Genomic DNA, 12,023 nt, shown 5'->3' with positions numbered 1-12,023 from the left:
TGTGGGAGCGGGCTCGTCCCGCGATAGCAGTCTCAGATCAGCTCACTGATCGTCGAAATACCGCTCGTGCCAGTCCACCAGCGGCTGTGGCGAATTGAGCTTCTGCCCATAGATCACCGCATACGACAGCACGTTCTGTACGTACTGACGGGTTTCGTCGAACGGGATCGACTCGACCCATACGTCGAAGCTCAGGTGGTCCGCACCGCGCAACCATTGCCGTACCCGCCCTGGGCCGGCGTTGTAGGCCGCCGAGGCCAGCACCCGGTTGCCATTGAACTGGCTGTGTACCTGGCTCAGGTACGCCGCCCCCAGTTGAATGTTCTTGTCCGGGTTGAACACCTGCGCCGGCGACGCCAGCGGAATGCTGAACTTGCGCGCGGTTTCTTTCGCCGTGGCCGGCATCAGTTGCATCAGCCCGCTGGCGCCCACGCTGGAGCGGGCGTCGTCCATGAAGGCGCTTTCCTGACGGGTAATTGCGAACACCCAGCTCGAATGCAGGCCGCGGGCCTTGGCCTCGCGCACCAGGGTGTCGCGGTGGGCCATCGGGAAGCGGATGTCCAGGTCGTCCCAGTACTGCGCCTGGCTGATTGTGCGGATCGCCGGGAAGTACCAGCGCAGTTCATAGGCCAGGCGCGCCTGAGCGACCATCTCGTCGCGGCTGAAATGCCGGCTCACGTGGTACCACTCGCGGCGGCCGTCGACGATCTGCCCGCGTGCATGGAATTCCAGCGCCCGGCGTACCCCCGGGGTGTTGCGCACCTTGTTGATCAGCGCCTGGCTCAGCACCAGCGGCTTGTTGTTCAGCTGGTAGGGTGTCTGTGCCCGGTCGGCAGCGAGGAAACCGTAGAAGTCGCGCTCACGCGCAACGGTTTTGTACAGCAGCGGAATCTGTGGGTTCTTCGGCTGGGCCAGCTCCAGGCTGCGCGCCTGCCAGTAACGCCAGCGGTTGCTGCTGGCCAGGTCCTGCGGCAGGCGCCGGGTCAGCTCGTAGGCGTCCTCCCAGCGGCCCAGGCGCAACAGCAGGCGCAGGCGCCATTCGGTGACGGTGTTGTCGCGCAGTTCCGGGTCGTATTTGGTCATCAGCTCCAGCGCCCGAGGGTCGTAGCGACGCGCCAGGGTCAGGCCGATTTCGCGGGCGATGGCGACTTTTTCGTCGCGGGAGAAGTGCATGCGGCTGGCGTAGTCGTCGAGCAATGCCATGGCCCGCTCCGGGTCTTGCCGGGCCAGGCGGCGCAGGCCGAGGCTGACCACGTCGGACATGGCTTCGTCGACCGGGGTAAAACGCCCTGGCTGGTTCAGCAATTCCGGCTTCTGCGCCACATCCACCAGCAGGCGGCCCTGGTTGTTGAGGGTAGTCAGGGTTTTAACCAGGCTGTTGGCCAGCGGATAGTTGCGTGCCTGCGCGGCCAGTTTGGCGCGGGCCCAGCGCTTCTGCTCGGTGAGCTGGCCCTGGGCCGCCCACTGGTCGAACAGGGCGTCACAGGCTGCCGGCTGCGATTTGCCGACCAGCCAGAGCTTCTCGGTGGTGGCGTAGCCTTCGGCCTTGAGGTTGTGGCTCAACTGGTACTGGCCGTTGAGGCAGTCCAGCTCGGTGAAATTCAGTTTCGGGTCGTAGTACTTGACGAAGGTCGACCACTCGCCGCGTTCGGCCAGCCAGCGCAACCAGCGCAGTTTCATCCAGTTGGCCTGGGGCAGGTCGCCGTGTTCGGCGAGGAAGCGCTCGATCTCCTGGTTGCTCGCGCTTTTCAGGCGGGCGGTCAGTTCGTCGTACGCCAGGTACGGCTCCAGCGGATAATCGCGCAGGGCCTGTTCGTAACGTCGGTACGGACCGCTGTCGCCCTTGGCCAGCGCGCGTTTGGCTTCGTCGTAATACTGACGTTGCTGGGTGATGTCGGCAGCCTGCACGGTGCTGACCGCAGAGGCAGAGAGGAGCAGGCAGGATACGAAGCTGAACAGGCGGCGCATGATACTTCCGGACAGTTGACCAAAACGAGTGTCGGCGTCGCCAGCACTGATGGGTTTCCGGCTTAAGCTTAGCCGTTTGCCGGGGGCGGATGAAAGCATTGTGCTTGTATCCAGACGTAAGTAGGCCGCGCGGGCGACCCGTGGCCATGCGTAATGTGAAGCCGGCCCAACTCAGGTAGAATGCGCGCCCGGTTTTTGGAGAAGATCATGACCCTGCTCAAATTAAGCGATGTGTCCCTTGCGTTCGGCGCCATGCCGTTGCTGGACAAGGTGTCCTGGCAGATCGCCCGTGGTGAGCGGGTCTGCATCATTGGCCGCAACGGCACGGGCAAGTCGAGCATGCTGCGCCTGGTCAAGGGCGATCAGAAGCCCGACGAAGGCGACGTATGGCGCGCGCCCGGGCTGAAGATCGGCGAATTGCCGCAGGAACTGCCGGTGGCCGACGGGCGGACCGTGTTCGATGTGGTCGCCGAAGGCCTGGACGGTGTGGGCGCACTGCTCGCCGAATACCATCACCTGAGCCAGAACATTCACAGCGACGCCGACCTCGACAAGCTCATGCACGTTCAGCATGACCTCGAAGCCCGCGATGGCTGGCGCCTGCAACAGCTGGTCGACAGCACCCTGAGTCGCCTGCAGCTGCCCGCCGACAAGACCCTGGCCGAGCTGTCCGGTGGCTGGCGCCGCCGCGTGCTGCTGGCCCAGGCGCTGGTCTCCGAGCCCGACCTGCTGCTGCTCGACGAACCGACCAACCACCTGGACATCGGCGCCATCGCCTGGCTTGAAGATGCCCTGAGCGGTTTCGGCGGTGCCGTACTGTTCATCACCCACGACCGCTCGTTCCTGCAGAACCTGGCCACGCGTATCCTCGAGCTGGACCGTGGCGGCCTGATCGACTGGAACGGCGACTACGCCAGCTTCCTGGTGCACAAGGAAGCCATGCTGGCGGCCGAGGAAACCGCCAACGCGCTGTTCGACAAGCGCCTGGCCCAGGAAGAAGTCTGGATCCGTCAGGGCATCAAGGCCCGCCGGACCCGTAACGAAGGCCGCGTCCGTGCGCTGAAAGCGCTGCGCGTAGAACGTGGCGAGCGCCGCGAGCGCCAGGGCAAGGCCAACATCCAGCTGGACGTTGCGGAGAAGTCCGGCAAGCAGGTGATGCTGCTGGAGAACGTCAGCTTCGCCCATCCGGGCGGCCCGACCCTGGTGAAGGATTTCTCCATGGTGCTGCAGCGCGAAGACCGTATCGGTCTGCTCGGCGCCAACGGTACCGGCAAGACGACCCTGCTCAAGCTGATGCTGGGTGGTCTGGAGCCTACCAGCGGCAAGGTCGAGTCCGGCACCAAGCTGGAAGTGGCCTACTTCGACCAGCTGCGCCATCAGCTGGACCTGGAAAAAACCGTGATCGACAACCTCGCCGAGGGCCGCGACTTCATCGATATCGATGGGCAGAGCCGCCACGTGCTGAGTTACCTCGGTGACTTCCTGTTCAGCCCGCAGCGTGCGCGCACGCCGGTCAAGGCGCTGTCCGGGGGCGAGCGCGCGCGGTTGCTGCTGGCCAAGCTGTTCAGCAAGCCGGCCAACCTGCTGGTGCTCGACGAACCGACCAACGACCTCGACGTCGAGACCCTCGAACTGCTCGAAGAAGTGCTGTCGGCGTTCAAGGGCACCGTGCTCATGGTCAGCCACGACCGGGCCTTCCTCGACAACGTGGTCACCAGCACCCTGGTCTTCGAAGGCGAGGGCAAGGTGCGCGAGTACGTCGGTGGTTATCAGGACTGGATTCGTCAGGGCGGCTCGCCGAAGCTGCTGGGCGTGACCGAGAGCAAGTCGGGCAAATCCGAGCTCAACTCGGCCGTGGTCGAAGCCGTGGCACCGGCAGCGGCGCCGGTTGCGGCTGCGCCGGACGCGAAGAAGAAGCTCAGTTACAAGCTGCAGCGCGAGCTGGAAGCCCTGCCGGGGCAAATCGATGCGTTGGAGCAGAAGATGGCAGCGGTGCAGGCGGAAATTTCCGATGCTGGCTTCTACCAGCGCCCGATCGAGCAAACCTCGGCGGTGCTGGCCAGCCTGGAAAGCCTGCAGGCCGAGCTGGACGTGCTGGTCGAGCGCTGGGCCGAACTCGACAGCTAAGGGTGGAGCGGCCCGGTGCGCGATGCACCGGGCCGTGACTTATTTCTCTTTCTTCTGCAGGCGGACCGCCAGTACATCGCACGGTGCGCCGTGCAGTACGTCGTTGGCGGTGGAGCCGAGCAGCAGGGCCAGGCCGTGACGGCCGTGGCTGCCGACCACGATCAGGTCGCACTTCTGCTCCTTGGCCAACTGGTGGATCTCCTGGCGTGGCTGGCCGTAGGTCAGGTGCGAATCGCCGCGGTTGATGTCCGGGTACTTGTTGTACAGCCGTTCCATGCGCTCTTTGGCCTGGTCGAACTGTTGCTGTTGCAGCTGCGAGAGGTCCATCGGCACGTCGCCGCCGAAGGCCATGGCCATGGGTTCGACGATGTGCACCAGGGAGACCTTGGCGTTGGTGGGTGCGGCGAGGGCCCGGGCACGCTTGATGACCGGGTCGCATTCTTCGGTCAGGTCGACAGCAACCAGGATGTGTTCATAGGGCATGAGAGGTTCTCCTGACAATCGCGATAGGTAAAGTATGGTCGGTTTCAGGCTGATCGCATCGAATCGCGGCTAACCAGCTCAATTGCAAAGACTTGATAGGAATAACAGATATGACGGTCTGGGTAGTAGTGTCAATCCTTGCGCTGATTCTCAGCCCGCTGGCGTGGCTGGTGCCGTCGCGCCGTACCAACGGGCGCATGGCCTTGCGCATGGAGGCCCGGCGCATGGGCTTGAACATGCGTCTGGTGCAGCAGGACTGGCCACACTGGCTGCCGGAGCCGCCGCCGCACCGCTGCGCGGAATATCACCGGGCGCGGCGCCAGGGTCGGCGTGACCACTGGAGTTACTGGCAGGCAACCCCCGGTGTGTGGCTGAACCAGTGGCGCGAGCCGTGTGCGGATGCGCGCCTGCTGGAGCAGTTCGCGCGGATGCCCGAGAGCGTCTACAAGGTCGAGGCCGGCCCGCAGATGATCGCTCTGTACTGGGGCGAGAAGGGCGAGGCGTCTGTGTTGCAGGATATTGCTCAGTTGCTCAGGACCTTGGCCTGAGGGTTGAAAGCATCGCGGGCTCGTCCCGCGATGCTTTGCAGGCCAGGCAGGCCGGTGTAATTTCCCTCTCCCCCCAGCGTAGCCCGTTTTACACTTCCCGCGTTGATCCCCCGCCCGCCACTGCGCTACACCTAGGTCCATTGCTTACATGAATGATGGCCGATCACTGTCACTTCGGTTTCGCCCCTGTCAGCGCAAAATGACCGCAAAGTCGCGTTTTCACCATGCTTTTGTGTATTTGACATCGGCAGTCTTTTCGGTGAATGTGTGCACACCCAAATCAAACGGGCGTATGAATTGAGCGTTTGTATTACCAGAAAGCTCTTACAGAATCCCGACTATCGCGCCAACGGGTGTGCCTGGCTTGAAGCCAGCGATTGGCGTGTACAGTTCAGCTTCCATATCGTGGAGATCAGTTGATGATTTACGAAGGTAAAGCCATCACGGTTAAGGCTCTTGAAAGCGGCATCGTCGAACTGAAGTTCGACCTCAAGGGTGAGTCCGTCAACAAGTTCAACCGTCTTACCCTGAACGAATTGCGTCAGGCCGTAGACACCATCAAAGCCGATGCTTCGATCAAGGGCGTCATTGTCAGCAGTGGCAAGGACGTGTTCATCGTCGGCGCGGATATCACCGAGTTTGTCGATAACTTCAAGCTGCCCGAGGCCGACCTGGTCGCTGGCAACCTGGAAGCCAACCGGATCTTCAGCGACTTCGAAGACCTGGCCGTTCCGACCGTGGTCGCGATCAATGGCATCGCCCTCGGGGGCGGTCTGGAAATGTGCCTGGCGGCGGACTACCGCGTCATGGCCAGCAGCGCCAAGATCGGCCTGCCGGAAGTCAAGCTGGGCATCTACCCAGGCTTCGGCGGTACCGTGCGCCTGCCGCGTATCGTCGGTGCCGACAACGCCATCGAGTGGATTGCCTCCGGTAAGGAAAACCGTGCCGAAGACGCGCTGAAAGTCGGCGCCGTCGATGCCGTGGTTGCCCCGGAAAAGCTCGGCGAAGCCGCCCTCGACCTGATCAAGCGCGCCATCAGCGGCGAGTTCGATTACAAGGCCAAGCGCCAGCCGAAGCTGGACAAGCTCAAGCTCAACGCCATCGAGCAGATGATGGCCTTCGAAACCGCCAAAGGTTTCGTGGCTGGCCAGGCCGGCCCGAACTACCCGGCCCCGGTCGAAGCGATCAAGAGCATCCAGAAAGCCGCCAACTTCGGTCGTGACAAGGCCTTGGAAGTCGAGGCCGCCGGCTTCGCCAAACTGGCCAAGACTTCGGTTGCCGAGAGCCTGATCGGCCTGTTCCTGAACGATCAGGAGCTCAAGCGCAAAGCCAAGGCCCACGACGAAATCGCTCACGACGTGAAGCAGGCTGCCGTCCTCGGCGCCGGCATCATGGGTGGCGGCATCGCCTACCAGTCCGCGGTCAAGGGCACCCCGATCCTGATGAAGGATATCCGCGAGGAAGCCATTCAGCTGGGGCTCAACGAAGCCTCCAAGCTGCTCGGCAAGCGCGTCGAAAAAGGCCGCCTGACCCCGGCGAAGATGGCCGAAGCGCTGAACGCGATTCGTCCAACCCTGTCCTACGGCGACTTCGCCAACGTCGATATCGTCGTTGAAGCCGTGGTCGAGAACCCGAAGGTCAAGCAAGCGGTGCTGGCGGAAGTGGAAGGTCAGGTCAAGGACGATGCGATCCTGGCCTCGAACACCTCGACCATCTCCATCAATCTGCTGGCCAAGGCGCTCAAGCGTCCGGAAAACTTCGTCGGCATGCACTTCTTCAACCCGGTGCACATGATGCCGCTGGTGGAAGTGATCCGTGGCGAGAAGTCCAGCGAAGTGGCCGTGGCCACCACCGTTGCCTACGCCAAGAAAATGGGCAAGAACCCGATCGTGGTCAACGACTGCCCGGGCTTCCTGGTCAACCGCGTCCTGTTCCCGTACTTCGGTGGCTTCGCCAAGCTGGTCAGCGCCGGTGTCGACTTCGTCCGCATCGACAAGATCATGGAAAAATTCGGCTGGCCGATGGGCCCGGCCTACTTGATGGACGTGGTCGGTATCGACACCGGCCACCACGGCCGTGACGTCATGGCCGAAGGCTTCCCGGATCGCATGAAGGACGACCGTCGCTCGGCCGTCGATGCGCTCTACGAAGCCAACCGTCTGGGCCAGAAAAACGGCAAGGGCTTCTACGCCTACGAAACCGACAAGCGCGGCAAGCCGAAGAAAGTGGCCGATGCCGCTGTCCTCGACGTGCTCAAGCCAGTGGTTTACGAGCAGCGTGAAGTGTCCGACGAAGACATCATCAACTGGATGATGGTGCCGCTGTGCCTGGAAACCGTTCGTTGCCTGGAAGACGGCATCGTTGAAACCGCCGCCGAAGCCGACATGGGTCTGGTCTACGGCATTGGTTTCCCTCCGTTCCGTGGTGGCGCGCTGCGCTACATCGACTCGATCGGGGTTGCCGAATTCGTTGCCCTGGCCGACAAGTACGCCGATCTGGGGCCGCTGTATCACCCCACCGCGAAGCTGCGTGAGATGGCCAAGAACGGTCAGAGCTTCTTCGGTTAAGCGCCCAACGATATAGAGCGAGAGTGAATTTATGAGCCTGAATCCAAGAGACGTGGTGATTGTCGACTTCGGTCGCACGCCGATGGGCCGCTCCAAGGGTGGCATGCACCGCAATACCCGCGCCGAAGACATGTCGGCGCACCTGATCAGCAAGGTGCTGGAACGCAACAGCAAGATCGACCCGGCGGAAGTCGAGGACGTGATCTGGGGCTGCGTCAACCAGACCCTGGAGCAGGGCTGGAACATCGCCCGCATGGCCTCGCTGATGACCCAGATCCCGCACACCGCTGCCGGCCAGACCGTCAGTCGTCTGTGTGGCTCGTCGATGAGCGCCCTGCACACCGCCGCACAAGCGATCATGACCGGCAACGGTGACGTGTTCGTCGTCGGCGGCGTCGAGCACATGGGCCACGTGAGCATGATGCACGGTGTCGACCCGAACCCGCACATGTCGCTGTACGCGGCAAAAGCCTCGGGCATGATGGGCCTGACCGCAGAAATGCTCGGCAAGATGCACGGCATCAGCCGCGAGCAGCAGGACGCCTTTGGCGTGCGTTCGCACCAGCTCGCCCACAAGGCGACGGTCGAAGGCAAGTTCAAGGACGAGATCATCCCGATGCAGGGCTATGACGAGAACGGCTTCCTCAAGGTCTTCGACTACGATGAAACCATTCGTCCCGACACCACCCTGGAAAGCCTGGCGGCGTTGAAGCCGGCCTTCAACCCGAAAGGCGGCACCGTAACTGCAGGCACTTCGTCGCAGATCACCGATGGTGCTTCGTGCATGATCGTGATGTCGGCACAGCGCGCCCAGGACCTCGGCATCCAGCCGCTGGCGGTCTTGCGCTCGATGGCCGTCGCTGGCGTCGACCCGGCAATCATGGGCTACGGCCCGGTGCCGGCGACCCAGAAAGCCCTCAAGCGTGCTGGCCTGACCATGGCGGATATCGACTTCATCGAGCTCAACGAAGCCTTCGCCGCACAGGCCCTGCCCGTGCTGAAGGATCTGAAAGTGCTCGACAAGATGAATGAGAAGGTTAACCTGCACGGCGGCGCGATTGCTCTGGGTCACCCATTCGGTTGCTCCGGTGCGCGGATTTCCGGCACGCTGCTCAACGTGATGAAGCAGAACGGCGGTACCTTCGGCCTGTCGACCATGTGCGTCGGCCTCGGCCAGGGCATCACCACCGTCTTCGAACGCGTTTAAGCGCGGCGTTGACGGAAACCGGGGCCTTTGTGCCCCGGTTTTGCTTTTTGCAGGATTTTTTTTCAAGAGGACAGGCAACATGCAGATACAACCAGGCGTATACCGGCATTACAAGGGGCCTGAGTATCGTGTGTTCGGCGTTGCACGGCATTCCGAGACCGAAGAGTGGGTGGTCTTTTACCAGGCCCTGTATGGCGAATTCGGTCTCTGGGTGCGGCCACTTTCGATGTTCATGGAGTCGGTCGAGGTTGACGGCGAGCAACTGCCGCGCTTTGCTTTGGTCAAGGCTGAAACCGAGCTGTTTTCCCGGCCCGATGCCGAGGGTGGCTGAAGCCTCGCGCTTGACCTCACTCTGTTGCCACTATATATAGCGGTGCCGCGTCAGGTACCTGCCGTGTTTTTATTTTCAGTATTCAGGAATTTTCCGATCCATGGGCAAATCGCTGGTCATTGTGGAATCCCCGGCTAAGGCCAAGACCATCAACAAGTACCTGGGCAACCAGTACGTGGTGAAGTCGAGTATCGGCCATATCCGAGACCTGCCCACCAGCGGTTCGGCCAGCGCCAGCAAGGAGCCTGCTGCCAAGCGCGGCAAGGCGGCTGCTGGCGAGGCGCCAGCGCTGTCACCCAAGGAAAAGGCGCGCAAGCAACTGGTTGCGCGCATGGGGGTCGACCCGGAGCACGGCTGGAAGGCCAAGTACGAGATCCTTCCGGGCAAGGAAAAGGTCATCGAGGAACTGCGCCGTCTGGCCAAGGATGCCGACACCATCTATCTCGCAACCGACTTGGATCGCGAGGGGGAAGCCATTGCCTGGCACCTGCGCGAAGCCATCGGTGGCGACGACAGCCGCTACAAGCGCGTGGTGTTCAACGAAATCACCAAAAAGGCCATCCAGGAGGCCTTCTCCAAGCCGGGCGAGCTCGATATCGACCGGGTCAACGCGCAGCAGGCACGGCGCTTCCTCGACCGCGTGGTGGGCTACATGGTCTCGCCGCTGCTCTGGGCGAAAATCGCCCGCGGCCTGTCGGCCGGTCGGGTGCAATCGGTAGCGGTGAAGCTGGTGGTTGAGCGTGAGCGCGAGATCCGCGCCTTCATCCCCGAAGAATACTGGGAAGTGCACGCCGACCTCGGCACCGCCAAGGACACCAAGGTGCGTTTCGAAGTGGCCCGCGAGAACGGCGAGTCGTTCAAGCCGCTGAACGAAGCTCAGGCCATGGCGGCGCTGGAGAAGCTCAAGGCCTCCAGTTACACCGTGGCCAAGCGTGAAGACCGCCCGACCAGCAGCAAGCCGTCGGCGCCGTTCATTACCTCGACGCTGCAGCAGGCGGCGAGCAACCGCCTGGGCTTTGGCGTGAAGAAGACCATGATGATGGCCCAGCGTCTGTACGAAGCCGGCTACATCACCTACATGCGTACCGACTCGACCAACCTCTCGGTCGATGCGGTGGAAATGGCCCGCAGCTACATCGAAACCGAATTCGGCAAGCAGTACCTGCCGGAGTCGCCGATTGTCTACGGCAGCAAGGAAGGCGCACAGGAGGCGCACGAAGCGATTCGTCCGTCCGACGTGAATACCCATCCGACCAAGTTGAGCGGCATGGAGCGTGACGCCGAGCGCCTTTACGAGCTGATCTGGCGCCAGTTCCTGGCCTGCCAGATGCCGCCGGCGCAGTACCTGTCGACCACCGTCAGCGTTACCGCGGGCAGCTTCGAGCTGCGCGCCAAGGGCCGTATCCTCAAGTTCGACGGTTACACCCGCGTGTTGCCACAGCAAAGCAAGCCGGGCGACGACGACGTGCTGCCGGAAATGAACCAGGGCGAAGTGCTCAAGCTGATCCAGCTCGACCCGAGCCAGCATTTCACCAAGCCGCCGGCGCGCTACTCGGAAGCCAGCCTGGTCAAGGAAATGGAAAAGCGCGGTATCGGTCGTCCGTCGACCTACGCGGCGATCATTTCCACCATTCAGGACCGCGGCTACGTCACCCTGCATAACCGCCGCTTCTACTCCGAGAAGATGGGCGACATCGTTACCGAACGCCTCTCCGAGAGCTTCTCCAACCTGATGGACTACGGCTTCACTGCCGGGATGGAAGAGAACCTCGACGACGTGGCTCAGGGCGAGCGCGACTGGAAAAACGTGCTCGACGAGTTCTACGGCGACTTCAGCAACAAGCTGAAAGTGGCCGAGGCGGCCGAGAACGGCATGCGCGCCAACCAGCCGACGCTGACCAATATTCCGTGCAAGGAATGTGGCCGGCCGATGATGATCCGTACCGCTTCCACCGGTGTGTTCCTCGGTTGCTCGGGCTACAGCCTGCCACCCAAGGAGCGCTGCAAGGCCACCGTCAACCTGGTGCCAGGCGACGAGATCGCGGCCGACGATGAAGGCGAGTCGGAATCGCAGATCCTGCGCAGCAAGCACCGTTGCGCGATCTGCTCCACGGCGATGGATGCCTACCTGCTCGACGAGAAGCGCAAGCTGCATATCTGCGGTAACAACCCCGATTGCACGGGCTACGAGATCGAAGAGGGCAACTACCGGATCAAGGGCTATGAAGGTCCGAGCCTGGAGTGCGACAAGTGTGGCAGCGAGATGCAGCTCAAGACCGGCCGTTTCGGCAAGTTCTTCGGTTGCACCAATGCAGAGTGCAAGAACACCCGCAAGCTGCTCAAGAGCGGCGAGGCAGCACCGCCGAAGATGGACGCGGTGAAGATGCCGGAGCTCAAGTGCGAGAAGGTCAACGACACCTATGTGCTGCGTGACGGCGCTTCGGGCTTGTTCCTGGCCGCTAGCCAGTTCCCGAAAAACCGTGAGACCCGGGCGCCGTTGGTGCTAGAGATCATCCCGCACAAGGACGAGATCGATCCGAAATATCACTTCCTCTGCGACGCGCCGAAGAAGGATCCGGAAGGTCGCCCGGCAGTGATCCGTTACAGCCGCAAGACCAAGGAGCAATACGTGCAGACCGAAGTGGACGGCAAGCCGACTGGCTGGCGTGCGTTCTATGACGGCAAGGCGTGGAAGGTCGAAGACAAGCGCTGAGATCGGCGTAGCAGTCAATCGCGGGACGAGCCCGCTCCCACATGGAACTGTGCATGGCAGTCCCTGTGGGAGCGGGCTC

Annotated in this window: 8 protein-coding genes; 6 read left to right on the top strand and 2 right to left on the bottom strand. The window is 62.4% G+C overall.

What is annotated here, in order from left to right; translation table 11 throughout:
• Positions 1-42 precede the first annotated feature (42 nt).
• Complete coding sequence (locus DCO48_RS22205) at positions 43-1,971, bottom strand: transglycosylase SLT domain-containing protein (RefSeq protein ID WP_116552756.1); 1,929 nt, start codon at positions 1,969-1,971, stop codon at positions 43-45.
• 204 nt (positions 1,972-2,175) lie between these two features.
• Between DCO48_RS22205 and DCO48_RS22200 the strand changes: the two genes are divergently transcribed.
• A complete protein-coding gene (locus DCO48_RS22200; protein ID WP_116552755.1) occupies positions 2,176-4,095 on the top strand; it encodes an ATP-binding cassette domain-containing protein in 1,920 nt (639 codons plus the stop codon).
• Positions 4,096-4,134: 39 nt separating this feature from the next.
• On the opposite strand, the gene DCO48_RS22195 is transcribed toward DCO48_RS22200, so the two are convergent.
• Positions 4,135-4,578 carry a universal stress protein gene (locus tag DCO48_RS22195; RefSeq protein ID WP_116552754.1) on the bottom strand — a complete coding sequence of 148 codons (444 nt, stop codon included), beginning with the start codon at positions 4,576-4,578 and terminating at the stop codon, positions 4,135-4,137.
• A 110-nt stretch (positions 4,579-4,688) separates the two neighbouring features.
• Between DCO48_RS22195 and DCO48_RS22190 the strand changes: the two genes are divergently transcribed.
• From DCO48_RS22190 to topA, 5 genes are all read left to right on the top strand, one after another.
• The gene (locus DCO48_RS22190; RefSeq protein WP_116552753.1) at positions 4,689-5,126 is read left to right on the top strand and encodes a hypothetical protein; all 438 of its coding nucleotides are present in this window, start codon (positions 4,689-4,691) and stop codon (positions 5,124-5,126) included.
• 419 nt (positions 5,127-5,545) lie between these two features.
• Positions 5,546-7,693, top strand: coding sequence for a fatty acid oxidation complex subunit alpha FadB (fadB, locus tag DCO48_RS22185; protein ID WP_116552752.1), 2,148 nt, complete (start codon positions 5,546-5,548; stop codon positions 7,691-7,693).
• Between the two features lie 31 nt (positions 7,694-7,724).
• Positions 7,725-8,900, top strand: a complete 1,176-nt coding sequence (fadA, locus tag DCO48_RS22180; protein WP_116552751.1) for an acetyl-CoA C-acyltransferase FadA — start codon at positions 7,725-7,727, stop codon at positions 8,898-8,900.
• A 79-nt stretch (positions 8,901-8,979) separates the two neighbouring features.
• Positions 8,980-9,231 (top strand): DUF1653 domain-containing protein, encoded by a 252-nt coding sequence (locus tag DCO48_RS22175; protein ID WP_116552750.1) that lies wholly within the window; start codon positions 8,980-8,982, stop codon positions 9,229-9,231.
• 100 nt (positions 9,232-9,331) lie between these two features.
• Entirely contained in the window at positions 9,332-11,944 is a 2,613-nt protein-coding gene (gene topA / locus DCO48_RS22170; RefSeq protein ID WP_116552749.1) for a type I DNA topoisomerase, read from the top strand.
• The last annotated feature ends 79 nt before the right edge of the window (positions 11,945-12,023 follow it).

Origin of the sequence: Pseudomonas sp. SDI, assembly GCF_003105155.1 — a bacterium.
In the GTDB taxonomy this organism is placed as follows: domain Bacteria; phylum Pseudomonadota; class Gammaproteobacteria; order Pseudomonadales; family Pseudomonadaceae; genus Aquipseudomonas.
The sequence above is the reverse complement of the archived record's forward strand: the minus strand, read 5'-3'. Positions and strand labels throughout refer to the sequence as shown.

What these genes read in the sequence shown, in the direction of transcription:
- DCO48_RS22200 (WP_116552755.1), top strand. Translation starts at nt 2,176, where the DNA reads ATGACCCTGCTCAAATTAAGCGATGTGTCCCTTGCGTTCGGCGCCATG.
- DCO48_RS22195 (WP_116552754.1), bottom strand. Translation starts at nt 4,578, where the DNA reads ATGCCCTATGAACACATCCTGGTTGCTGTCGACCTGACCGAAGAATGC.
- DCO48_RS22190 (WP_116552753.1), top strand. Translation starts at nt 4,689, where the DNA reads ATGACGGTCTGGGTAGTAGTGTCAATCCTTGCGCTGATTCTCAGCCCG.
- fadB (WP_116552752.1), top strand. Translation starts at nt 5,546, where the DNA reads ATGATTTACGAAGGTAAAGCCATCACGGTTAAGGCTCTTGAAAGCGGC.
- fadA (WP_116552751.1), top strand. Translation starts at nt 7,725, where the DNA reads ATGAGCCTGAATCCAAGAGACGTGGTGATTGTCGACTTCGGTCGCACG.
- DCO48_RS22175 (WP_116552750.1), top strand. Translation starts at nt 8,980, where the DNA reads ATGCAGATACAACCAGGCGTATACCGGCATTACAAGGGGCCTGAGTAT.
- topA (WP_116552749.1), top strand. Translation starts at nt 9,332, where the DNA reads ATGGGCAAATCGCTGGTCATTGTGGAATCCCCGGCTAAGGCCAAGACC.